Consider the following 24,583-nt stretch of genomic DNA (forward strand, 5'->3'; position numbering starts at 1 on the left):
AGTTTCAGGAATACTGAACCTCAATCTCATCCAATTGATGATCGAAGCTTTTCAGCCGCGCAGTCCACGTATACACCAGCACTTCAAAATCTCGGTTGATCACCGCCCCGCCGCTCACTTCCGCACGCGGGTCGCAGAAGTCCAGTTGATAGCGTTCGCGGGCCATGGCGTTGGCGACATCGGACAGTTCTCGGGCATTGTTGAGCCAGTGCCAGCCCTCGTCGGCCACTTGCTTGTCCAGCGCCTGGCATTGCTTCTTCAAGGTTTCGAGGCTTTTTTCCAGTGGCGTGCCGGTCAGTTCGCCCATGACTTCCTGAAACGTGCGCCCCGGTTGCCAGTAACTGCCCCAGAAATATCGGTCGAACACCGTTTCTACCCGACGCAACGCCACCTTGGTGTCCCAGATCAGTACCAGGGTTTTGCCTTGTTCGAGTTGTCGTTTCTTGATGCGCTGGTTCTGGAGCGAAGCCCAGGCGACCACCACGATGGCCATCACGGCGATCAGTGCCGCCGCGCTGTCGAGGAATATCAGCGCCTTGTCGATCTGGTGGGCCAGCATGACGCCATAGAAATAGGTGGCCGACAGCAAAACCAATGCCGCAATGGCGCACCAGAAGCCGGGAGCGTAAGGGTTTTTCATTATTCGATCCCCATGACCAACGCAAGCCTTGATCGACGGGTTCGCCGCGCGACCCCATCAAATCAAAGCATAGCAACGGCCTCAGGGTTTGCCGGGTTGTGAGCCTTGCGTTCGTCCGCTTTCCCAGCCGCCGCCCAAGGCGAGGAACAAATCGATCTGGCTCATGGCGACCTGGGTGTTGGCCGAGGCCAGTTGCGCCCGTGCATCGGTGTAGGTGCGGGTGGCTTGCAAGTCCGCCAGGAACGACGCGCGACCGGCCTGGAAGAAGCGGTGGGTCTGGTCTGCCGCCAATTGCGCCGACTGTTCGGCGTCCGCCAACGCATCGCGACGCTGAAGTTGCGCGGAATATTGCGCCAGGCCGGTCTGAGTCTCGCGGATGGCGTTGAGCACCACGCCATCGAAATGCGCCAGCGCGCCTTGAGTTGCGAACTCGGCCTCACGGATTCGCGCGCGGGAGCCGTTGGACGGTACGGTCCAGGTCAGCAACGGACCGAAGCCCCAGCGATTGGTCGACGGTTTGCCAAGGTTTTCCAGGGTGCCGACCGTGCCCACGGTCGCGCCGATGCTGATGTCCGGGTACAACTCGCCGGTGGCAATGCCGATGCCGGCGGTGGCCGCCGCCAACTTGCGCTCGGCCTGGCGCACGTCTGGTCGGCGTTTGAGCAGAGTGGCGCCGTCACCCACCGGCAACAATTGGGTAACTTTCGGCAGCTCGGCACAGTCGCTGGTGCCCGCCGGCAGTTGCTCGACCGGTTTGGCCAGCAGCATCGACAAGCGGAACAACCCGGCCTGACGTGCGGCTTCATAACGCGGCAATTCGGCGCGCAAGGATTTGAATTGGGTTTGCGAACGGGTGACCTGGGTTTCATCGCCGCGCCCGGCATCGCGCAAGCGCTGGGTCAGGGAGGTGCTCTGGGCTTGCAGGTCGAGGGAATGCTGCGCGATCTCCCGCTCTTCGTTGGCCGCGCAGACCTGGGTGTAAGCCCGCACCACATCGGCCACCAGGGTGATGCGCGCGGTGTCCGCTGCCGCCTGGGTCGCATCGGCATTGGCCTTGGCCGCTTCGATGCCGCGCTGCAAGGTGCCGAACAAGTCGAACTGATACGAGGTCGTGATGCCGATATCGCCGACGTTGGCCACGGGCACTTTTTCCGGTATCAAGAATGCTTCGCCGGACTCCTGCAAACGCTGGGCGCCGACCTTCACGCCGCCGCTCCAACCGCCCGCCGCCTGCGCTTCGTCGACCTGAGCGCGAGCCCGCGAAAGATTCGCCGCCGCCACCCGCAAATCGGTGTTGGAGGCCATGGCCTGCTGCACCAATTGGTCCAGACGCGGATCCTGATACAACCGCCACCAATCGGCGGGCACCGGTGCCGAGACGACATGTTTGCCGTTCACCGCCAGGTCGCCCTGAAAGTCTTCACGGTGCACGGCGGCCTCATCCGGCAAGTGATAATCCGGCCCCACTACCTGACAGGCCGACAGCAACAAGCCCAATCCGGCAACCGCCAAACCCGAGGCCCTGCTCATTTCGCCGGCCCCCCGATTTGATCGTCGATGATCGACACGGTGGCCGTACGCCCGGCAATCATGCGGAAATCTTCCGGCACCTCATCGAAAGCGATTCGCACCGGAATCCGCTGGGCCAGCCGCACCCAACTGAACGCCGGGTTGACGTTGGGCAACAGGTTGCTGCCGCTACTGCGGTCACGGTCTTCGATGCCGGCGACGATGCTTTCGACATGCCCGCGCAGGCGCGCACGGTCGCCGATCACTCGAATGTCGACGCTCTGGCCGACATGAATGCCGTCCAGTTTGGTTTCTTCGAAATAGCCGTCGATATGGAAGGAGTTACTGTCCACCACCGACAACACTGGCCGCCCGGCGCTGACGAACTCCTGGGAGCGTGGCGCCCGGTCGTTGACGTAGCCATCCACCGGGCTGCGGATCACCGAGCGGTCAAGGTTGAGCTGGGCGCTGTCCACCGTTACTTGCGCTTCCATCAACGCCACTTCGGCGCGCGCCACCCGGGACTGGCTTTCTTCCAGTTGCTCGGCCGGGACCAGATTGCCCAAGCCACGGTTACGCTTGGCCTCGCGCTGGGCCTGGGCCAAGGTTTCCTGACGATCGGCGACCGCCGCTTTGGCTTGGCGCAGGGCCAGCTTGAAGCGGTCCTGATCGATGCTGAACAGCACCTGGCCGCGTTTCACCCACTGGTTGTCGCGCACCTCCACTTGCTGGATCAGCCCCGATACATCCGGGGCAATCTGCACGATGTCGGCACGGATGTGCCCGTCCCGGGTCCAGGGCGCGAACATGTAATACATGACCATGCGCCAGACCACGACAATCGCGAAGGTCACGATCAACAACGTCAGGACCACACGGCCGAGGGTCAATAAAGGTTTTTTCATGTCATCAGGTATCGACTGAGTGAATCCACAGCGCCGAGCAGCACAGCGTAGAGAGCCACGTTGAACAATGCCCGGTGCCAGACCAGACGGTAAAAGTGCAGGCGCGTCAGCACCCCGTGCACCAACAGGAACAACACGTAGGTAATGCCCATCAGCACCAGCAGCGTGGGCAGGAACACCCCGCTGATATCCAGATCACCGATCATAAAGGCGCTCCATCGATGCCATGGGGAAGCGGTTCCTCGAGTTCGCCCGTGCCGACAAACTCGACGCCCGGCAACAGCGCCAGACGCAGGCCGCTCAAGGCGTGCAGCAAATGCAGACGGGTTTCGTGATCACCTTGGCCGCCGAGGGCGCGGCGGGTGCGATCGAGGGTCATCAGCAACGGGCCAGGCGCGGGCAGACGTTCACCGGCCTTGAGGCAGGCCTTGAAGTACTCGCCGACTTCAGCCACCACCTGGCGCAGCAGCGTTTGCGGCGCACCGGGCACTCGCGGCGAATAGGCGAGCAGGTCCAGCAGATTCAGGGCCACGCGCACTTCGCGCAGGGCGATGCCGGTGTCCTGGCCGGTCATGGCCAGTCGCGGCAAATGCTGCATCAGGCGATCAAGCATCTGCACGCCCATGTGTCGGTGTTCGGCCAGCGTGGCCGGCTCGGTCAGGCCGACGATGTCGCGCCAGCTGAAACGGGTCAGGCGCTTGGCCGCCAGTTCCGCACCGAATGGCCGGGCTATCAGGGTCCAGATGAACGCGAACAGCAAACCCATGGGCCCGGCCAGGTTGGAGTTGGTGAAACTGAGAAAATCCGCGTCGTAGGCGCCCTGAATGCTGATGAAGGACGAGGTGTTGACGATGGTCAGCAACATCCCCAGATAAAAACGCGGCTGCACTGTCAGGGTGCCGACGCAAATGAACGGTATGGCGAACGCCAGCACCAGCATCGGGAAGTCATGCAGGTTCGGCAGGATCAGAAACAGATAAAGGCCGGCGAACAGCACCGACATCGCGGTCCAGAAAAAGAACCGGTAGATCTGCGGCGCCGGGTCGTCCATCGACGCAAAGAAACTGCACGCCACCGCCGCCAGGATCACCGCGCTGCCGCCGTCGGTCCAGCCGAGCAGAATCCACAGCACCGAGGCGACGATGATCGCGGTGACCGTAGAAGCCGCCGAATAGAGCATCAAGCCACGGTCGAGAAACGGTGACAGTCGCCCCAGGCGCCAGTGCCGATACACCGCGCGCCAGTTGTCCTGACTCTCGCACTGAATGGCGTATTGCAGGCTGCGACAGTCTTGCCACAGGTCGATCCACTCGCCGAGGCGATACAGCGCGTTGGAAAACAGCAACTGCTTGCGATCGTCCAGCGCCTCGGCACTTGGCTGCAGCGCTTCGAGCCGGTTTTTCAGGGCCTGCCAGCGGTCGAGATCAGCGTCTTTGTGGTCAAGCCATTCGCTGGTTGCGATCAGCAGTGGCGCGAACTTATCCACAAGCTCCGGCGTGCGCCGCTCGAGGGCATAAAGCGCATCGTCGAGGGCGTCGATCACCGGCAACAGATGGATCATCCGCCCGCGCAGCTCCTTGGTGTTGCGCACCGTTTGCGCTCGCGCGCCCTCGTGCGGCAGCTGACCGATCATCAATTCCAGGCTGTTGAAGTTCGCCACCATCGATGAACGCAAGGCGCTGACTTCCTCCGGCTGCACATTGCGGCTAAGGAAACGCAGGCTGTAGGTCGAGGCATCGGCAAACCATTTGTTCACCGAGTCGTTGAACACCGGCGCCAGCCGCCGTGGCCAGAACATGGCGCCGACGACCGCCGCGCAGGCGATGCCGAGAAAGATCTCTTCGGTCCGCGCCTCGGCCACGTCCCACACCGCCAAAGGGTTAGCCACCACCGGCAAGGCGATCAGCGGCAAGGTGTAACCGGCGAGCATCAAGGCGTAGTTGTTGGCGGTGCGCAGGTGCAAGGACAGGAACAGCAAAATCCCGGTCCACAGCGCGATGACCACCACCAGCACATAAGGGCTCTGAACGAACATCGGCACAAAAAACACCGCCGCCGCCGCACCGAGCAAGGTACCCGCCGCGCGATACAACGCCTTGGAGCTGGTAGGGCCGAGGAACGGGCTGGAAACGATGTACACCGTGGCCATCGCCCAATACGGACGAGGCATTTGCATGAGCATGGCGATGTACAGCGCAATCATCGAGGCCGCGAACGTGCGCACACCGTAGAACCAGTCCCGCGCCGGGGGCACGCCGGTGAAAAAACCGCTCAAGGCTGAACCACCGGCAGATGATTGGCCGCTTCGAAGGCTTTGAGTACCCGCAGTGCCGCTTCCAGATCACTCTGGTCGATGCCTTCGAGCACGTCCTGGCGCAATCGCACCAACTCGGCTTCGACCGCCTGCACCAACTCGCGACCGGTCGCGGTCAGGCTCAGGCATTTGGCGCGTCGGTCATGAATGTCTTCGGTACGGCAGACGTAACCGGCATGACACAGCTGATCCAGCAACCGCACCAGCGACGGACTCTCCATCCCCGCCGCCTGCGCGACCGTCACCTGCCGCACACCCTCGCCCAAGCGCCCGATCATCAACAGCGGGACAGCGCAGGCTTCGGAGATTCCATAGTTGACCAGCGTGGTCTGGCAGATCTTCCGCCAATGCCTGGCGGCCACCACCATGGAGCTGCTGATGTTCATCTGGAGAGCGGCGAGGTTCTTTGGCACGAGGGAATGCACACACTGTTAGTTTGCTAACTATCAATATGGCATTCGAGGGGAAAGTTGGTCAAGTTTTGAAACAAATTGGCGAGCAACGGCCAGACGCGGAAAAAGCTAACAAACTCAGTTTCTGCCCAGTTTTTTTTACCACTCACCAGTTTTTTTTACATTTCGCCATTTCTCTCCAGATTTTTTTACACCCCCCGCCCCTTCCTCAGCATTACATCCAGCTGATCCACCACCTCCGCCCAATCCGCGTCATCCAGAATTTCCTCACGCAGCAACTCTGCCTGGCTCTCGCTCCAGAAGAACGCGTCCGCCAGGTGCAATTCGGGTTTGAGCGGCGAGTGGGTAGCGATGAATTTATCAATGCTTTCGGGGTCGTCAGGCAGGCCGAGTTGTTTGAACAGGGCCGGGAGGCTGTGGGTGGGGGATTCCATGTGGGGCTCCTTTGTGATCGCGTATTGGATGGGTGACTGTGGCGCGGCCATTCGCGGGCAAGCCTCGCTCCTACAGGGACGCGCGGTCGAATGTAGGAGCGAGGCTTGCCCGCGATGACGGCAGTTATGTCGACACTAGGCCGACAGACTCAACTCGCAGACCTCGGCATGCGGCACCATTTTCAGATATTCAGGCACGCTCATGTGTACCAGGTTGTTGTGGTTGCCGGCTTCGAGGTAGATGTCTTGCTGCCGGGTCAGCAATGGGTCGATGACCATGTCCAGGCCATAGGATTCGCCCAATGCAGGCACAGCGCCGCGTTCGCAATCGTCGAACAGGTGCGGCAGGTTGCTTTCCCGGGTGACTTGCCATTCGCTGCTGCCACGGACTTTGCTCAGGTCCAGGTGACGGCTGGCGGGCAGTACGGCCATCAAGTAATGCCCGTGGCGATCGTCGAGGATCACCGATTTGGCCACCCGTTCAGCAGGAATGCCTGCGAGCCGCGCCGTTTCAAGGCTGCTGGCCGAGTGCGGATGGGAAACGATGTCATATTCGCAGTGCGCCTTGTCCAGGCTGGTCTGCACGGTTTTTGCCATACGCATGATGCACCTCGGTGTCCGCAACAACGAATGGCGGACGATGGTTAGAATTTTTTCTCTCCATTAAAAGTCTAGGCCCGCGGGTGGAATCCGGCGGGAAATCCGCCCGTCGGAGGCGGTCAACAACTGGTCAAAATTCATACAGCCACAGGCTCAACTAGACTTGTACACAGAGCCACGAACGGCTCGCGGACGGATGACTCTCCCGGAGGGTCAAGTGAACATTCGTTGCTGTGTAATTACGCTGCTGTTGGCCTTGAGCGGACCGGTTTTCGCAGCGGACACCGTTGTAGTGCTGGTTCCCGACCCGATCGGGATCTGGCTGATCACCTTCGGCATCGTGTTTATGATCGCCGAGGCGGTCTTGCCCAATTTCGGCGTGGTCGGTTTTGGCGGCATTGTGATGTTCGTGATCGGCGCACTGATTCTGACCGATGCTGAAGTGCCTGTTCCCTTGATCATCGGCCTGGGGCTGATCAGCGCACTGCTGCTGATTTTCCTGCTGATCCGCGCCTTGAAAACCCGACCGCGCCGCAACTTCAGCGGCGACGCCGAATTACTGGGCAGCGTGACGCCGATAACGTCGTTGCAGGCTGGCAATGCTTATGTCGGCTGGGTGCACCTGCAAGGCGAACAATGGCAAGTCATGAGTGCCACACCGCTGAAACCGGGACAACAGGTCCGGGTGGTGGCACGCAAGGGTCTACTGCTGCAAGTGGCCGCGACTGACGCGGCACCGGGTGGAGAATAGTCATGGGTCTGCAATTGGGTTTTGCCGCGCTGCTGTTATTGCTGATTGCACTGGCGGGGTCGACTTTCCGCATTCTGCGCGAATACGAACGCGGCGTGGTGTTCCAGCTCGGACGCTTCTGGCAGGTCAAGGGCCCGGGTCTGATCCTGCTGATTCCGGCGGTTCAACAAATGGTTCGTGTCGACCTGCGGACCGTGGTGCTCGACATACCGCCACAAGACGTGATCACCCGCGACAACGTCTCGGTCAAGGTCAATGCAGTGCTGTATTTCCGCGTGCTCGATCCGCAACGGGCGATCATTCAGGTCGAGGACTTTCTCATGGCCACCAGCCAACTGGCCCAGACCACGTTGCGGGCGGTGCTCGGTAAACATGAACTCGATGAATTGCTGGCCGAACGGGAACGGCTGAACGTCGACGTCCAGCAAGTGCTCGATGCCCAGACCGATGCCTGGGGCATCAAGGTGGCCACCGTCGAGATCAAGCACGTGGACCTCAACGAATCGATGATTCGCGCCATCGCCAAACAGGCCGAAGCCGAACGGGAACGCCGGGCCAAGGTGATCCACGCCGAAGGCGAATTGCAGGCCTCGGAAAAACTCATGCAGGCTGCCGAAATGCTCGGGCGTCAGCCGGGGGCCATGCAGTTGCGCTACATGCAGACGCTGAGTTCGATTGCCGGTGACAAGAGTTCGACCATCGTCTTCCCGCTGCCGATCGAATTGCTCAAGGGGATGGCGGATTTGTCGTCAAAATCCTGATCCACCGATAACCTGTGGCGAGGGAGCTTGCTCCCGCTGGGTCGCGAAGCGGCCCCAACATCTGCGACTGCTACGCAGCCGAGCGGGAGCAAGCTCCCTCGCCACAATAAGATTATATTTTGCGCAATTGTTCCAACGCCTCATACGGTTCCCGCGCGCAGCGTTCCACCCGTTCATGAAGCAACGCCGAGGCTTCGCGACGCTTGTCATCGCTGTCGCCGACAAACACCTGCGACGGCTGCTTGGCATGTTGCCCCACCGCTGCAAACACTTGCCGGCGCTGCTCGATGTCCAACGCAAAGAACGCCGCCAACCGCCCCGCCATCGCCTGCGGCAGTTCGCTGTAATTCACCACCCAGCCACCAAATGCCTGGCATTGCGCCAACCCCGACGCCAGCAACCGCCCCAACCGCCGAGCGATGTAATCCTCACGGCCGCTGAATGGAAATTCGTCATCCAGCACACTGGCGCCGATCATCCCCGGCACCATGTGCACGCCCGGGCGACGCAGATGCGAGACAGCAATCTCCAGCGGATCGCGGTAAAGAAACAGCCACGGTGTTTCAGGGAAGCACTCGCGCAGTAACGGCAGTTCACCGATGTTCCAGGCGTCGAGTTTGATCACCAACCGTTGCTCCACGCCACGTCGACATTGCCCGTAGGCCGACAGTAACCCTTTGATCGCCGCACGGCGCTCGACAGCAGGCAAATCGCTGCGTAGCAACGCGTCCAGTGGCGGGGGTTCGCTGATGACAATGTGGTTGTCGAGTCGCGCCAGCATCTGGCTGACCAGGGTCGAGCCACAACGGGAGGCGTGAAAGATAAAGGCGCTCGGTGTCAGGCCGGGACTGCAAGCCTGCCAGTCCGCAAGGGTCGACAATGCCGTTTTTCGACGGAATGCCTGATTGAACGGCAGTCGCAGCGCATCCTCCACGGCGTCACGAAAAAACGGCTGATGCAGCCGCGTGTCACCGAACCAGCACCAATCGACTTGCCATTGCCCAGCCTCTTGCCACACGCGAATCGGCAACCAGCCTTCGAGGTTCAGGCGCTCCATTGTTCAGTCCACTGGCGGCGACCATCGCGCATCGCCGCACGCAGTTCTTCACGGGTAAACGCAAGGCCGCGCTCGGCGGCCAGCTCCAGAGTGCGGGCGACAAAGGCTTCGTTGTCCCGCAATCCCTGCAAGGTCTTGCACAGCTGCGGTTCGCCGGCCAGCAGTGCCTTGAATTGCTCTAAAGCTTGATCACCGATTAGCGGCGACGGCGTGGTTGCCACCCCATCGATAATCGCCTGCTCCAGCCAGGCACCGGGCCGGCAATCGAGCACCAGATGGATCCGTGCCTGGGTATCGCGATTGTCCACGCGATGAGGTCGCGCCAGGTCGAGGTACCAGCACTCGCCAGCGGCCATCGGCATGCGCTGGCCGTCCAGCATGAAGTCCACTTGAGAGGGGCTGAGCAGCGGGATGTGCAGGCGCAAGTCCGCATCCGGTTCGCCCAGGTCATAGTCGCGATGTTCATGGATACGCCCGCCCGGACCGAGTCGCAACAGGCGCGCGCAGACGATCTGCAGCGGCAGATCCCGCAGCCCTTGCTGCCATCGACCATCCCGTCGCCAGGGTTCGCGCACTCGAGGCTCACCGCTTCCGGGCGCCAGCTCGGTCAAGGCATCGGCCGCGGAAATCAGCGCCACGCCGCTCCAGTCACCTGTGTAGTAAGCGCTGTTGAAATGACCGTGCCAGTCGTCCTCACCGATCGCCGCCAGCGCCTGCAACAGCAACGGCAAATCCACCGTCACCGGCAATCGGGAGAATGCCGGCCGGCTCATCGTTTTGGCAGCACCGCGCATTCGCCGAGCCAGGTCAGCAAACGGTCAAGACAGGCCTCGACCGATTGCGCGCCCGTATCGAGCACCAGCGACGCACACGGCGGTGGTTCGTAAGGCGCGGAAACACCGGTGAAGCCCGCCAACTCACCCCGTCGAGCCCGGGCGTAATGACCTTTGGGATCACGCTGTTCACACACCGTCAAAGAGGCGCTGCACCAGACTTCGCGGTAATCCTCGCCCAGCCGTCGGGCAAACAGTTCGCGCAACTCCACCAAGGGCGCAATCATCGCGAGGATGACAATCTGCCCATTCTCGACCAACAGCGCCGCCACTTCGCTGGCGCGGCGGATGTTTTCCAGGCGATCACTGTCGGTGAACCCCAGATCGCGATTGAGCCCGACCCGCAGTCCATCGCCATCGAGCACCACACTCTGCACGCCATGTTCGAACAGCTCGGCGTGCAGTGCCTGGGCCAATGTCGACTTGCCCGCCGCCGGTAAACCGGTCAGCAGAATCGCCGTGCCGCGATGGCCGTTGCGGGCCTCCCGTTGGGCGCGGCTGATGCTCGCCGTCGGCGCCAGCAGGTTAGCGGACCGGGGCATGGGCCACCGGCGGTACTGAGATGTTGCCCGCCGCCCACGCCGCTTCGCGATTGGCCAGTGCGGTGGCGATGGACTGGACTTCGGTAGATTGCACCTCGTCCGGCAGCGGATCGAGACCGGCACTGGCGAAGATTTGCCCGTAAGCGTTGCGCAGGTCAGCGTAAGACAGGTCGCGACGCAGATCCGCCTGCAACGTGTTCAGTTCGCCCTGGATCAGATCCAGCTCACCCAGCCCGGCCGCCTGATAGCGGTTGCGCAGCTGGCCGATGATTTGCCCGTCGATGTTCGACAACTGCTGATTGGTCTGGAACTGCCGCAGTGCTTCGCGGTAGTTGGCGTTGGCCACGTAGAGCTGGGCCAACACTGCGATGGACATCGCCTGACGACGTGCCGCGGCGACTTCTTCGCCGGCCTTGGCGACATCGATCGCGGCGGGTGCGGAAATCACATTGAACAGGTTCCAGGTGACTTTCACCCCGTAATCCGCCCAGCTCTGTTCCACCAAAAACGAGTTGCTGTCGTAATGCCCGCCAGCGGAGAACTCCAGCCCTGGTAACAGGCGCAGCATGGCTTTGCGGGTTTCGGCCGCGCTGATGCGGGTCTGGTAATCCTGCTCGCGCAACTCCGGCCGACTGGTCAGGGCTTCCTGCTCCAGGCTGGCGAGGTCGACCTTGAGTTCCGGAATGTCGTAATCGTCCTGGGTCGCCAGCGTCAGCTCGGTATTCAGTGGCAGGTTGATCAGGGTCGCCAACTCGGTTTTTGCCAGCGACAGCGCGCGGCGTTGCTCTTCCAGTTGCCGGGTGGCTTCGATCAGCGAGCGCTGATAAGCCAACGACTGGATCGGATCACCGATACGCTGCTGGCTCATGCTCTGGCTATTCTCACGGGCGGTATCGACCCGGGCCATCAGGCTGTCGATTTGTTTGAGCAAACGTTCGGCGGCCACGGCTCGCCAATAGGCCGAGCGCACGTCCTGGACGATGGTGTTGATCACCTTGCGCCGACGTTCCTGCACGATCAGCCGCTGATCGCCCTGCTGCTTGGCGCTGATGTAGCTGACGCCGAAGTCGAGCACGTTCCAGACCATGGTCAGGTCCGCCACGTCACGGTCGCGGTCCTGGGAGGTCGACGGTTCCAGAGACTGGGTGCCGGTGCGCACGCTCTGGCTGCTGGAGGCGTTGACGTTGTTGCGCCCCACGTAACCGGCATCCAGCGCCATGCGCGGCAGCATGTCGAAACTGGCGAGGTCGAGTTGGCGCTTGGCCAGGGCTTCTTCCATGATCTTGAGCCGGCCTTCGAGGTTGTATTTCACCGCGCGGGCCATGGCCTGGTGCAGGGTCAGCGGGCCGCTGAGGGGCTCCTGACCCTTGTACATGTTTTGCAGATCGCTTTTGGCACGCTGTTGGCTGACGCTGCGTTCGATCGGTTGACTGGTGACTGCACATCCGCTGATCGCCAGCGCCAGCAGGCTGGCGCCGAACAATTTATGACTTCTTTTCATCCTTGTATTGCCCCCAGTGCCGTACTGCTTTAATGGTTTTTTCAGGCCTGCATTTCACTGATACCGACCTGTTGCAAAGCCGCGGCCAGGCTGTCGACCTGCCGTTGCTCGGTGTCTTTGAGCTGTTGTAATTGCTGGCCAAGACTCGGTGCGCCAAACACGCCGCGCAGCCCTTGGGAAGCATCCCCCGCCCTGATTGACTGATTACCAAAGGTGTTCAGCGAATCCCCCTCGCTACTGGTGGCCTGATTGAACAGGCTCGACAGCGTGCTGCTGCCGAAGACCCCGCCATCGCCCCCGCCAAAGCCGAGGAAGCCGTGGCCTGAGCCATCGCCACCGTTGTCGCTGCTGGTGAATACCTGGGCAATAAAACTCGGCGTCAGCGCCCCGTGGTTTATGAAAATGTCGCCCAGAGGCCGAATGCCATTGCCCATCACCCGTTGTTCAAACAACGGGGCAAAGGTCAGTGGCGAGCCGAGATCGCCAGTGGGTGGGGTGAAGATGATCGGTTGCAATGGCACGTTCGGCGGATCGGCGACGACCACCGGTGTCAACACCAAGGGGGGTGGCGTCGGTACGGTGTTGATTGTGTAGTTATTGGATACCGCGACGCTGGCGCCCAGGTTGCCCGCCAGGTCCGTCACATTGCTGGTGTCCAGCGCAATGAAGTTGCTCGGGTCGGTAATGTTCGCGGTGGGCGTGAAGGTCCCGGTCCAGGTCTTGCCGCCGTCGCTGCTGGCCAGATTGGTCAGTTCACCGTTGGTCACGCTCAGGTCCGACAAGTCGAAGTTGCTGACCGCTTCGCTGAATGTGAAGGTCACCAGTGTCGTCTGGCCAATTCCCAACACCGGATTGGCAACCACGATGCTGACGGTCGGACGGGTCGCATCAAGTGCGTAGTTGTTGGAGATGGCGATGCTGGCGCCGGCATTGCCCGCGGCGTCGAGCACATTGCCGGTGTCGAGCAGGATCAGGTTAGTCGCATCGTTGACGCTCGCGGTCGGCGTGAGTGTGGCGGTCCAGGTCACTCCGCCGTCGCTGCTGGCCAGGTTGGACAACACGCCATTGGCCACGCTGAGGTCGGACAGGTCGAAACCGGACACCGCTTCGCTGAAGGTAAAGGTCACCGTGGTGGTCTCGCCGATACCCAGTTTATTGTCCGCGACCACAATGGTCGCGGTTGGACGCACGGTGTCGATGGCGTAGTTGTTGGAGTCGGTCACGCCGACGCCGCTGTTGCCCGACACGTTGGTCACACCGCTGTTGTCCAGGCGGATCAGGTTAGTGGTGTCCGTGACGCTGGCGGCAGGCGTGAAAGTCGCCGTCCAGGTCACGCCGCCATCGCTGGAAGAAACACTGCTGAGGGTGCCGTTGGCGACCGTCAGGTCAGCATTGGTGAAACCGCTCACCGCTTCGCTGAAGGTAATGGTCACCAGCGAGGTTTCACCGGCCTTGAGGGCACTGTCGGCAACGACGATGGTGGCGGTCGGCACCTGGGTTTCCACCACATAGTTGGCCGAGTTGGTGGTGCCCGCTCCAGTGTTGCCGGCCACGTCCGACACGCCGCTGTTGTTCAGGGTAATGATGTTGCTGGCGTCGGTAACCCCGGCAGTCGGGGTGAAGGTCGCGGTCCAGGTGATGCCGCCGTCGCTGCTGCTCACCGCGCTCAAGGTCCCGTTGGCGACGCTCAAGTCACTGTTGTCGAAACCCGTCACCGCTTCGCTGAAGGTGATGGTCACCAGGGCCGTTTCCCCCGGTTTCAAGGTCGAATCACTCAACACGATGGTGGCCGTCGGACGCTGGCTGTCGATGGCGTAGTTGTTGGAATCAGTGGTGCCGCTGCCGGCGTTGCCCGCCAGGTCGCTGATCCCGGTGTTGTCCAGGGTGATCAGGTTAGTGGTGTCGTTGATGCCCGCCGAAGGCGTGAAGGTCGCCGTCCAGGTGATGCCGCCATCGCCGCTGCTCACCGCGCTCAGCGTACCGTTGGCGATGGTCAGGTCGGCGTTGGTAAAACCGCTCACCGCTTCGCTGAAGGTGATGGTCACGAGCGAGGTTTCGCCGATTTGCAGCGCCGTGTCCGCGACCACGATGGTAGCCGTCGGGCGCACGGTGTCGATGGCGTAGTTGTTGGAATCGGTAGTGCCGCTGCCCACGTTACCGGAGGCGGCCGCCTGCACGCCGGTGTTGTCCAGGGTGATCAGGTTGGTCGCGTCGGTGATGCTGGCGGTCGGGGTGAACGTGGCCGTCCAGGTGATGCCGCCATCGCTGCTGCTCACTGCCGTGAGCGTACCGTTGGCGATGGTCAGGTCGGCATTGGTGAAACCGGTCACCGCTTCACTGAAGGTAATGGTCACCAGCGACGTTTCACCGATTTTCAGCGCGTTGTCGGCCACCACGATGGTGGCCGTTGGCAGCACCGTATCGATGGTGTAGTTGCCCGAGTTGGTGGTGCCACTGCCGGTGTTGCCGGCCACATCGGTCACACCGGTATTGTTCAGGGTGATGACGTTGCTCGTGTCATTCACGCCGGCGGTTGGGGTGAAGGTCGCGGTCCAGGTGATGCCGCCATCGCTGCTGCTCACTGCCGTGAGCGTACCGTTGGCGATGGTCAGGTCGGCATTGGTGAAACCGGTCACCGCCTCGGAGAAGGTGATCGTCACCAACGATGTTTCTCCGGCACTCAGGGCGGCGTCCGCCAGGACGATGGTGGCCGTCGGGCGTTGGCTGTCGACGGCGTAATTGTTGGAGTCGGTAGTGCCGCTTCCAGTATTGCCGGCCCCATCGGTCACCCCGGTGTTGTCCAGGGTAATCAGGTTGGTCGCATCGGTGATGCTCGCTGCCGGTGTGAGGGTGGCGGTGTAGGTGATGTTATCGCTGGTGCTCAGACTGCTCAGGGTACCGTTGCTCACCGTCAGGTCGGCGAGGCTGAAGCCGGTCACCGCCTCGGAGAAGGTGATCGTCACTACCGAAGTCTGACCCACCGCCAGCGCCGAGTCCGCAACCACGATGGTGGCCGTCGGGCGCACGGTATCGATGGCGTAGTTGTTGGAATCGGTGGTGCCGCTGCCCACGTTACCGGAGGCGGCCGCCTGCACGCCGGTGTTGTCCAGGGTGATCAGGTTAGTCGCGTCGGTGATGGCGCTGGTCGGTGTGAACGTGGCCGTCCAGGTGATGCCGCCGTCGCTGCTGCTCACCGCCGTGAGTGTACCGTTGGCGATGGTCAGGTCCGCGTTGGTGAAATCGCTCACCGCTTCGCTGAAGGTGATCGTCACCAGTGAGGTTTCACCGATTTTCAGCGCGTTGTCGGCCACCACGATGGTCGCCGTCGGCAGCACCGTATCGATGGTGTAGTTGCCGGAGTTGGTGGTGCCGCTACCGGTGTTGCCCGCCAGATCACTGACCCCGGTGTTGTTCAGGGTGATGACGTTGCTCGAGTCATTCACGCCGACGGTCGGGGTGAAGGTCGCGGTCCAGGTGATGCCGCCGTCACTGCTGCTCACCGCCGTGAGCGTACCGTTGGCAATCGTCAGGTCGGCGTTGGTGAAACCGCTCACCGCTTCGCTGAAGGTAATGGTCACCAGCGAGGTTTCGCCCGCGGTCAGCGTTGTATCGGCCAGCACAATCGTGGCGGTCGGGCGCACGGTGTCGATGGCGTAGTTATTGGAATCGGTGGTGCCGCTGCCGGCGTTGCCCGCCAAATCGCTGATCCCGGTGTTGTCCAGGGTGATCAGGTTGGTGGTGTCGTTGATGCTCGCCGAAGGTGTGAAGGTCGCGGTCCAGGTGATGCCGCCGTCGCTGCTGCTCACCGCAGTGAGTGTGCCGTTGGCGATGGTCAGGTCCGCGTTGGTGAAACCACTCACCGCCTCGGAGAAGGTGATGGTCACCAGCGAGGTTTCGCCGATTTTCAGTGCCGAGTCCGCGACCACGATGGTAGCCGTCGGGCGCACGGTGTCGATGGCGTAGTTGTTGGAGTCGGTCGTGCCAGTGCCCACGTTACCGCTGGCGGCCGCCTGCACGCCGGTGTTGTCCAGGGTGATCAGGTTGGTCGCGTCGGTGATGCTGGCAGTCGGGGTGAACGTCGCCGTCCAGGTGATGCCGCCGTCGCTGCTGCTCACCGCCGTGAGCGTACCGTTGGCGATCGTCAGGTCGGCGTTGGTAAAACCGGTTACGGCCTGATCGAAGGCGATGGTCACCAGTGAGGTTTCGCCGATTTTCAGTGCGTTGTCGGCTACCACGATCGTCGCTGTCGGCGGAGCGGTGTCGATGGCGTAGTTGTTCGAATTGGTGGTGCCGCTGCCGGTGTTGCCCGCCAGATCACTGACCCCGGTGTTGTTCAGGGTGATCAGGTTGGTGGTGTCGTTGATGCCCGCCGAAGGCGTGAAGGTCGCAGTCCAGGTGATGCCGCCATCGCTGCTGCTCACCGCGCTCAGCGTGCCATTGGCGATGGTCAGGTCGGCATTGGTGAAACCGCTCACCGCTTCGCTGAACGTAATGGTCACCAGCGAGGTTTCGCCCGCGGTCAGTGTTGTATCGGCCAGCACAATCGTGGCGGTCGGGCGCACGGTGTCGATGGCGTAGTTATTCGAATCAGTGGTGCCGCTGCCGGTGTTGCCCGCCAGGTCGCTGATCCCGGTGTTGTCCAGGGTGATCAGGTTGGTGGTGTCGTTGATGCTGGCGCTCGGGGTGAAGGTTGCGGTCCAGGTGATGCCGCCGTCGCTGCTGCTCACTGCCGTGAGCGTACCGTTGGCGATGGTCAGGTCCGCATTGGTGAAACCGCTCACCGCTTCGCTGAACGTAATGGTCACCAGCGAGGTTTCGCCGATTTTCAGTGCCGTGTCCGCGACCACGATAGTGGCCGTCGGGCGCACGGTGTCGATGGCATAGTTGTTGGAGTCGGTCGTGCCAATGCCCACGTTACCGCTGGCGGCCGCCTGCACGCCAGAGTTGTCCAGGGTGATCAGGTTGGTCGCGTCGGTGATGCTGGCGGTCGGGGTGAAGGTCGCCGTCCAGGTAATGCCGCCGTCGCTGCTGCTCACCGCCGTGAGTGTACCGTTGGCGATGGTCAGGTCCGCGTTGGTGAAACCGCTCACCGCCTGATCGAAGGTGATGGTCACCAGTGAGGTTTCGCCGATTTTCAGTGCGTTGTCGGCGACCACGATGGTCGCGTTCGGCGGGACGGTGTCGATCATGTAGTTGTTCGAATTGGTGGTGCCGCTGCCGGTGTTGCCCGCCAGATCACTGACCCCGGTATTGTTCAGGGTGATCAGGTTGGTGGTGTCATTGACACTGGCCGACGGCGTGAAGGTCGCGGTCCAGGTGATGCCGCCATCGCTGCTGCTCACTGCGCTCAGCGTGCCGTTGGCGATGGTCAGGTCGGCGTTGGTGAAACCACTCACCGCTTCGCTGAACGTAATGGTCACCAGCGAGGTTTCACTCGCGGTCAGCGTTGTATCGGCCACCACAATCGTGGCGGTCGGGCGTACCGTATCGATGGCGTAGTTGTTGGAGTCGGTGGTGCCGCTACCGGCGTTGCCCGCCAGGTCGCTGACTCCGGTGTTGTCCAGAGTGATCAGGTTGGTCGTATCGGTGATGCTGGCGGTTGGGGTGAAGGTTCCCGTCCAGGTGATGCCGCCATCGCTGCTGCTCACCGCCGTGAGCGTACCGTTGGCAATCGTCAGGTCCGCGTTGGTGAGACCGGTGACCGCTTCATTGAAGGTGATGGTCACCAGCGAGGTTTCGCCGACTTTCAGCGCATTGTCCGCCACCACGATGGTCGCGGTCGGGCGTACGGTGTCGACCGTGTAGTTATTGGAGTTGGTGGTGCCGACGCCGGCGGTGCCCAGGCCGTTTATCACGCCGGTGTTGTCCAGGGTGATGACGTTGGTCGTATCGGAAATACTGGCGGTCGGGGTGAACGTTGCCGTCCAGGTGATGCCGCCATCGCTGCTGCTGACGGAGCTCAGGGTGCCGTTGGGGATAGTCAGGTCCGCGTTGGTGAAACCGGTCACGGCCTCGGAAAAGGTGATCGTCACCAAGGACGTTTCGCCGATGCTCAGTGTGGTGTCGGCGACCACAATGGTCGCGGTCGGCGGTGGCGAATACGCGGTGTTGAGTACGCCACCGTCGTTGTAGATAGTCGAGAAAGAGGTCGGCGAGGTGCCGGTTGAACCCCCGCCCTGAGCGGTACCGCCTGCGCCACTGGCTGCGGCATTGCCGGCCAGGGCCGCGAAGTTGGCGGCCGTCATCAGCAGCGTGCCCTTGTTCCAGATCGCACCGACGCCCCTGCCGCCAATGCCGCCATTACTGGCATTGCTGCCTTGGCCACCACCACCGCCACCGCCGCCACCGGCACCGATGTTGTTGCTGATGGTCGACGTGCCGATGACGGTGATGGTGCCGCTGCTGGCGTTGTAGATCCCGCCCACCGCGTTGCCGCCAGCGCCACCGACCTTGTCCCAACCGGACCCGCCGCCGCCACCGCCAATGGAAATCGTGCCATTGGTGGCCGTCGCACCGTTACCGCCATTGCTGTAATAGGAAACGCCCACCCCGCCAGCACCGCCAGTGGTGGAACCACCGCGACCGCCCATGTGGGTGGCGTCATAACCGCCGCCATAACCACCGACACCGGCGCTGCCCGCCTGGCCGCCCAATGTGCCGGTGCCCGGCCCTGCCGAACCGCCGTGCCCGCCGCCCTGGCCGCCTAAACCGCCACCGCCACCGCCGCCACCGCCGTAAAAAGCGCCCGTGACACCGCCGCCGCCACCGCCACCGGAAGCGGCGTTGGAGGTCACGGTAACGTTTTTCAGGGTCAGAATCCCTGCGTTGAAAATCCCCCCCGCCATCGCGCCCGTGGCACCGTAGCCACCGTTGCCACCGTTGCCCGCCACCAGGCCACGGGTGATCACCAGGCCATCGAATGTCACCGTGCTGCCAGACGCCACTTCAACCACTCGGGTCTTGTACTGACCATCAAGAGTCACATCTGCCACACCGTCGTTGTTCAAGTCGCCATCAACGTAGACGCTCTTGTTGATCAGCAACTCGGAGGTCAACTGCACCGTCATGCCGGTGCTGAATGTGACGATATCGCCGTTCTGCGCCGAGGCGAGGGCGGCACGCAACGAGCCGACGCCCGTGTTGGCGTTGTTGGTGGCGGTCCAGGTGGCCAGGCCCCAGTGATAGTCGTTCATGGCCGTGGTCGAGAGCACGTTGGCGCTTTCGATGTTGCCGGTGGCAATTTCCAGATTCCAGTCGCCACCCACCCCGGTGCGGTTGCTGGAAGCGGCGATATCACGGCCGGTCAGTTGCGCCAGCGAGTCGACGAAACTCAAGCCGCGCTCGCCTTCGGCGGTGTAGCAGCCGTAGATCATGATGTCGCCGCCGACGTTCATGTCCTTGCCGATTTCCGCCAGCACGGCGCTGCGGGCCGCGACGTTATCGGCCGACAGATAACTGTTACCCAGCCACAGATCGCCTGCGTTGCCGTGGGCGATGATCTGCACCGAACTGATGCCTTGATGGGTATCGAGGTAGTCGGCAATCTGCTGCAAGCCGTCCTTGCTCGCGTCCAGTTGAACCACCTGAGTGCCAGGTGCGACGCCTTTAAGCAGGCTGTCGGCGTCCTTGACCCGCGAATCGACGAACACCACGCTTTGTCCCGGTACCGCGACAGGCGTCGGGGTTGGCGTGGCATCGGCCTGGCTGTGGGTGTCCTTGCTGGCGACCGACTTGTCGGCAGTCGGTGCCTTGACCGCGTCGGCCGTGGTATGGGTGTCAGCCTGGGCAGTATCGGCCACTGTGGCGGCCACCGCACCATCGAACAGCATGCGCGGCTCCAGGGACATGATCATTGGCGAGGCCAGCGCTCGTGCGCCTTGAGTAACCCGCGACTTGCCTTTGCTCCACCACATGCTGCTCACCCGGACTCGAACTTTTTGACAGACCAATGAAAACGCCGCGATCAACTGATCGCGGCGTCGGCTTTCATACGAATGACATTGGCGGCGCTGGCTGAGCCATCGAGCCAAAAGGACAACTCGGCGTATTGCTTGAACAAATCCGGCGGCAGGATCGTGCGCCTGGACTGCAATTGAACCTTGGCCTTCACCTTGTGCAGTCCCGAGAGGCCAAGGGCCTGGTCGAATTCCGGCGCGTCGTAGGCCAAATGATCGAAATCATGTTCGAACCAGGGTTCACCGATGAAGTCGTAAACCAGCCGCATCACCCGCTCTGGCGCCTGGCTCAGCAGGTCGTAATCGATGATCAGCAGTGAGTCGGCGTGTTCGCCGTAATAGGCTTCCTTGAGGGCGGCCCAGGAAAACCCCACCAACCGATTGCGTTGGGCCAGGGTTTCGCAGCGGCTGTAGACCGTGTTGCGCTCAACCGCATCGCCGAACAGCTTGGTGTTTTCGAAGGGATTGGCGCGGTACAGGCGCTCGATGCTGTCCATGACCCAGGCGACATTGCGCACACAGGCAATGATCTTGGCTTGAGGGAACAGATCGCTGATCGCCGGCAGGCGCGAACTCCACAAGCGGTTGGTGTCGAACACCACCGGTTTGTCGGCCTTGTCGGCGTAGTAAGAATCGAACAGACCACGCAACAGGCGGCGACGCAGGTCGGTGTCGATCACCGCGCCGAATTCGCTGCCGGCGCTGCATTGCTCCAGAACGCCGGAAAAGAGTGCGCCCACGGGGCTGGTCATGCCGGCATGGAAACGCGGATTCTGCAAAAGAATGGCAGAAAGCAGGGTCGAGCCCGAGCGCGGCAAGCCGGAGATAAAGTGGAATTGTTGCAATCCATTCACCCGTCATTCAGTCCTTTGTACGACGGAGCGTAGACCATGAATGGCCTTACAGCTAGTGGTGTTTTGATATCAAATTGGAGCTAAATCGACTGGAAAACGCAATTGATATAACTGTTTAAAAGTTGAATCGTTTAAGCCCTGAAACCACGAATTACTTCAGCACATACAAGCGTGCCACGGCGCCTCCCCCCCGGGCTTCGTCGACGCGTTGCCAGCCCGCGGGCAATGGAGCGAACTCGTCCGCCCCCTCGAGGGTACCGACCAGCCATACCCGACCAGTGCCTTTGGGCAAGGCATCGAGGCTATCCAGGTAGATGTCATTGGTCACCAGCGTACCGAAACCGTAGGCGTTCGGCCGGCTCGACCGGCCATCGGCCAATGGTGGCGTGTACAGCATCGGTTTGGCGTTGGTCTGGTTGTAATAGACGTAACTCAGGTACCAGAGCATGTCACTGGTGACGATTCGGTCGCCGGGCATGAAGTGCTGGTTCACGTGTTTGGCCATGACGCTGATCTGATCCTCAGTATCCACCGTGGCATTGTTCTTCACCCCCACCAGCTCGACACCGACAAACAGCAGCAGCACGGCCAGTGCCAAGACCTTGAAGTCTGCGTACAAGCGATCGACGGCCAGTGCGACAACCATCGGCAGACCCAAGGCGTAAGCGGTCAGGTAACGCTCGATGAACACCGGCGAGACGAACGACACCGCAAACACCAGCAATAACGGGACCGCGGTGTAGATCACCGCCAGCACACTGCCACGGAACACACTGCGGTCGCGGGCCAGCGCCACGCCCGCCAGGGCCACCAATGCCAGTGGCAGCGCGATAAAAATCAGCGTGGGCAGGTTCTCGCCATCGTCCTGGATCAGGAGCGACCAGATCATCGACGGCAATGAGTCGAGCATGACGGGGGGCTCCCATCCCACATCACCATTGGCCTTGAGCAGATCCAAGTGCTGGATCAGATCGATCAGGCTGGGCACCCACGGCAAGTACAACAGCACGATGGCCACATTGGCCAGCCACCAGCCCGAGCGCTGAATGTGCCGCAGTCGGTACCCTGGCTGCACACGGATCAGGCCCAGATACAACCAGTGACACAGCACGCACAGCGCGGTGAAGTAATGGGTGTAGAACGCCGCTGTCATCAGCAGGGTGTAGATCACCAGATAGCGCGTGCGTTGTGGCCGTTTTATCCAATACACCAGGGCGATCGTGGCGCCGATCAGCCACATCCCCAACAGCGAATACATCCGCACTTCCTGGCTATACCGCACCGCCGTGGGCAACAGCGCCAGCAGAACCCCGGCCAGCAACGCGGCGCGGCGGGTCGCGAGCAGGTCCACCAGCCAGACACCGAGCCCGACCGTGGCAATCCCCGGCAGCGCGCTCAGGCAACGAATCGAAAGAATGCCGTCGCCGAACAGCCCGATCCAGCCGTGCAGCAGCATGAAATACAGCGGCGGATGCACATCATGGGCTGCATGTTCCCAGATCCCGGCCAGAGAGTACTGGCTCAACAACAGGCTGGACCCTTCGTCCCCCCAGATCGCCGCCGCCGTCAGGTCGTAAAAACGCACCAGCGCAGCCAATGCCAGGATCGGCAGCAGCCAGTGCTCCCGCGCCCACCGCAATAAGCGACGGGCAGCCGCCCATGAGCCCGGTGTCGCGTGCGGATCCTGAGTGTCACCCAGCGGTGTTTCTCTGCGCGCCTCCATTGCCTCCCCTTGTTTCAACCTGATGTGCCTCGACCTAATGAACTTCGACCAGTGAATACGCAATTTTCTCAAGCACTGTAGGACAGGCTCAAGCCCGTCGTCGATGCTGGCTTTACGACGGACGACGTCCGGCAATCATTCCGATCAGCGTCTACGCTTTGGCGTGGCGTGACCCAGCCACGGAGATGAACGGAGTCGGCTGATCACTGCGATCCGCCCGGATAACCGGGCCTGCGATGTGACATATCAGACACTAACCTGAGGGATGAGGAACTATGGAAGTATTCATGGGCACTATCCAACCTTTCGCCTTTAACTTCGCCCCCAACGGCTGGGCCCTGTGCTATGGCCAGACGCTGGGGATCTCGCAATACCAGGCGCTGTTCTCACTGCTGGGAACCTACTATGGAGGCAATGGCACCACCAATTTCATGCTGCCCAACCTGCAAGGCCGCATGCCGATTGCCCAAGGCAACGGCCTGGGCCTGACCCCGCGTGTCATCGGTGAGGTCTCCGGGACCGAAAACGTCACCGCAACCATCAATAACCTGCCCAACCACACCCACGCCCTGTCCGGGCTCACGGCCACCACCACCCTGCAACTGGCCAGCCCGGCGAGCAACCCGGTCACCAACCCGACCGCAACCAACTCCTACATCGGTGCCTCGGGCGGCGGGCCAGGCTCGGCGAGCATCTACTCCGATCAGCAAGGTGCTGCGGCGGTACCGCTCAAGGGTGTCACCAGCACCGTGACGGGGGAAATCTCGTCCGCCGGCAATGGTTTGCCCATGACGGTGATGAACCCGTTCCTGGTGCTCAACTTCAGCATCGCCCTGAACGGATTGTTCCCTTCACGTAACTGAGGGTCTGGCCGGGGGATGCACATCCCCCGGCCACTTTTGCTTGATGGAGGGATGCCATGCTGCAACAGGTTCAAAGCCAACACTTTCAGGCACTGCTGGGCAAGACCGGGACGCTGCGGCTGCCCGATGGCAGTGAATTGCCGATCCATATCGACACCCTTAAAGAAACGCCCCATTCACAGATGCCCAAAAGCGAGCGCATGCCGTTCAGCGTCGAGCTCAACAGCCTGCAACCCACCGACTTTGTCGATGGATTGTGTGCGCTAGAGTTGCCGGAACTGGGCCAGGTGGAAAATATTTTCGTCTCGCGAGTACCGACCATGGGGCGGGATCCCGACGTGGGTTATTTCTACATCGCCTTCAACTGAGACTTTGTGGGAGCGGGCTTATGTGGTGAGCCCCTCACCACAGTTTTTTGTATTGCTCTTAACCCTGCGGGTACCACACCAACCGCTCCGCCGCCGGGTTGCGCTCTTCAACCTGAAACCCCAGCGCCAGGTAATGCTGGCGCGCATGGGGATTGTTGGCCCAGACCACCGTCGCCACCGGGCAGCGGATTTGTTGCGCGGCTTTCTGCACGCCTTGCAGCACCGTCCGCCCGTAACCCCGGCCTCGGGCCTGGGGGATGAACGCCAGGTACAGCACGCGAATTTCATTGGGACCGAAGTCGGTGGTCAACGCGCCGATGGCTGTGTCGAGTTTCTCGATCACGTAATGCATGGCGTCGGGAAAGTTTTCCCCCAGTCCTTGTTCCTGCACGGTGAATTGCTGGGCAACCACCTGTTGGACCACTTCCTGCTCGCCGTCGATCCATTGCAGATCCGGCCGCGCCGCCTGGTAAAGGCTGTGCAGAAAAGGTCCATCGCTGGCGCGCGAAGGCCTGACCACCAGGCCGTCCGCTGCCACTGAATCGCTGTTCGCCATCGCT

Annotated in this window: 20 protein-coding genes; 4 read left to right on the plus strand and 16 right to left on the minus strand. The window is 61.8% G+C overall.

The window, feature by feature from the left end; genetic code table 11:
* Positions 1 to 4: 4 nt before the first annotated feature.
* The 8 genes from ACEN8R_RS23285 to ACEN8R_RS23320 form a co-directional block, all read right to left on the minus strand.
* Entirely contained in the window at positions 5 to 640 is a 636-nt protein-coding gene (locus ACEN8R_RS23285; protein WP_007941005.1) for a hypothetical protein, read from the minus strand.
* Positions 641 to 721: 81 nt separating this feature from the next.
* Positions 722 to 2,170: an efflux transporter outer membrane subunit gene (locus ACEN8R_RS23290; RefSeq protein ID WP_064615764.1), complete on the minus strand. Its 1,449-nt coding sequence runs from the start codon at positions 2,168 to 2,170 to the stop codon at positions 722 to 724.
* Entirely contained in the window at positions 2,167 to 3,054 is an 888-nt protein-coding gene (locus ACEN8R_RS23295) for an efflux RND transporter periplasmic adaptor subunit (protein WP_064615762.1), read from the minus strand. Before ACEN8R_RS23295 ends, ACEN8R_RS23290 begins: the two co-directional genes overlap by 4 nt.
* A complete protein-coding gene (locus ACEN8R_RS23300; RefSeq protein WP_018929385.1) occupies positions 3,051 to 3,260 on the minus strand; it encodes a DUF1656 domain-containing protein in 210 nt (69 codons plus the stop codon). Before ACEN8R_RS23300 ends, ACEN8R_RS23295 begins: the two co-directional genes overlap by 4 nt.
* Positions 3,257 to 5,329 (minus strand): FUSC family protein, encoded by a 2,073-nt coding sequence (locus ACEN8R_RS23305; RefSeq protein WP_026286663.1) that lies wholly within the window; start codon positions 5,327 to 5,329, stop codon positions 3,257 to 3,259. The genes ACEN8R_RS23300 and ACEN8R_RS23305 overlap by 4 nt, the downstream gene beginning before the upstream one ends.
* The gene (locus ACEN8R_RS23310; protein WP_018929386.1) at positions 5,326 to 5,754 is read right to left on the minus strand and encodes a MarR family winged helix-turn-helix transcriptional regulator; all 429 of its coding nucleotides are present in this window, start codon (positions 5,752 to 5,754) and stop codon (positions 5,326 to 5,328) included. The genes ACEN8R_RS23305 and ACEN8R_RS23310 overlap by 4 nt, the downstream gene beginning before the upstream one ends.
* Positions 5,755 to 5,969: 215 nt before the next feature.
* Positions 5,970 to 6,215: a DUF2789 domain-containing protein gene (locus tag ACEN8R_RS23315; RefSeq protein ID WP_018929387.1), complete on the minus strand. Its 246-nt coding sequence runs from the start codon at positions 6,213 to 6,215 to the stop codon at positions 5,970 to 5,972.
* Positions 6,216 to 6,350: 135 nt separating this feature from the next.
* Positions 6,351 to 6,818, minus strand: coding sequence for an aminoacyl-tRNA deacylase (locus ACEN8R_RS23320; protein ID WP_018929388.1), 468 nt, complete (start codon positions 6,816 to 6,818; stop codon positions 6,351 to 6,353).
* 214 nt (positions 6,819 to 7,032) lie between these two features.
* On the opposite strand from ACEN8R_RS23320, the gene ACEN8R_RS23325 reads away from it, so the two are divergent.
* Together ACEN8R_RS23325 and ACEN8R_RS23330 are read left to right on the plus strand one after the other, a co-directional pair.
* A complete protein-coding gene (locus ACEN8R_RS23325) occupies positions 7,033 to 7,566 on the plus strand; it encodes an NfeD family protein (RefSeq protein ID WP_018929389.1) in 534 nt (177 codons plus the stop codon).
* Between the two features lie 2 nt (positions 7,567 to 7,568).
* Entirely contained in the window at positions 7,569 to 8,327 is a 759-nt protein-coding gene (locus ACEN8R_RS23330; RefSeq protein WP_018929390.1) for a slipin family protein, read from the plus strand.
* A 112-nt stretch (positions 8,328 to 8,439) separates the two neighbouring features.
* Here the strand turns inward: ACEN8R_RS23330 and ACEN8R_RS23335 are convergent, their stop codons facing one another.
* From ACEN8R_RS23335 to ACEN8R_RS23365, 7 genes are all read right to left on the minus strand, one after another.
* On the minus strand, positions 8,440 to 9,384 hold the full coding sequence (locus tag ACEN8R_RS23335) for a sulfotransferase family protein (protein WP_495624384.1): 945 nt from the start codon (positions 9,382 to 9,384) through the stop codon (positions 8,440 to 8,442).
* Positions 9,372 to 10,157, minus strand: coding sequence for an aspartyl/asparaginyl beta-hydroxylase domain-containing protein (locus ACEN8R_RS23340; RefSeq protein ID WP_495624385.1), 786 nt, complete (start codon positions 10,155 to 10,157; stop codon positions 9,372 to 9,374). Before ACEN8R_RS23340 ends, ACEN8R_RS23335 begins: the two co-directional genes overlap by 13 nt.
* Positions 10,154 to 10,759 carry an adenylyl-sulfate kinase gene (gene cysC / locus ACEN8R_RS23345; RefSeq protein ID WP_018929393.1) on the minus strand — a complete coding sequence of 202 codons (606 nt, stop codon included), beginning with the start codon at positions 10,757 to 10,759 and terminating at the stop codon, positions 10,154 to 10,156. The genes ACEN8R_RS23340 and cysC overlap by 4 nt, the downstream gene beginning before the upstream one ends.
* The gene (locus ACEN8R_RS23350; RefSeq protein ID WP_064615746.1) at positions 10,743 to 12,260 is read right to left on the minus strand and encodes a TolC family protein; all 1,518 of its coding nucleotides are present in this window, start codon (positions 12,258 to 12,260) and stop codon (positions 10,743 to 10,745) included. Before ACEN8R_RS23350 ends, cysC begins: the two co-directional genes overlap by 17 nt.
* A 41-nt stretch (positions 12,261 to 12,301) precedes the next feature.
* Complete coding sequence (locus tag ACEN8R_RS23355) at positions 12,302 to 20,173, minus strand: Ig-like domain-containing protein (protein ID WP_495624386.1); 7,872 nt, start codon at positions 20,171 to 20,173, stop codon at positions 12,302 to 12,304.
* 50 nt (positions 20,174 to 20,223) lie between these two features.
* The gene (locus tag ACEN8R_RS23360; protein WP_018929397.1) at positions 20,224 to 21,069 is read right to left on the minus strand and encodes a sulfotransferase family protein; all 846 of its coding nucleotides are present in this window, start codon (positions 21,067 to 21,069) and stop codon (positions 20,224 to 20,226) included.
* 151 nt (positions 21,070 to 21,220) lie between these two features.
* Entirely contained in the window at positions 21,221 to 22,792 is a 1,572-nt protein-coding gene (locus tag ACEN8R_RS23365; RefSeq protein WP_495624387.1) for a glycosyltransferase family 39 protein, read from the minus strand.
* 275 nt (positions 22,793 to 23,067) lie between these two features.
* On the opposite strand from ACEN8R_RS23365, the gene ACEN8R_RS23370 reads away from it, so the two are divergent.
* Together ACEN8R_RS23370 and ACEN8R_RS23375 are read left to right on the plus strand one after the other, a co-directional pair.
* Positions 23,068 to 23,655 (plus strand): phage tail protein, encoded by a 588-nt coding sequence (locus ACEN8R_RS23370; protein WP_018929399.1) that lies wholly within the window; start codon positions 23,068 to 23,070, stop codon positions 23,653 to 23,655.
* A gap of 56 nt (positions 23,656 to 23,711) precedes the next feature.
* On the plus strand, positions 23,712 to 24,023 hold the full coding sequence (locus ACEN8R_RS23375) for a DUF6916 family protein (protein WP_007940987.1): 312 nt from the start codon (positions 23,712 to 23,714) through the stop codon (positions 24,021 to 24,023).
* 58 nt (positions 24,024 to 24,081) lie between these two features.
* On the opposite strand, the gene ACEN8R_RS23380 is transcribed toward ACEN8R_RS23375, so the two are convergent.
* Positions 24,082 to 24,579, minus strand: a complete 498-nt coding sequence (locus ACEN8R_RS23380) for a GNAT family N-acetyltransferase (protein WP_018929400.1) — start codon at positions 24,577 to 24,579, stop codon at positions 24,082 to 24,084.
* Positions 24,580 to 24,583 lie beyond the last annotated feature (4 nt).

The organism is Pseudomonas sp. Pseusp15 (genome assembly GCF_059492165.1).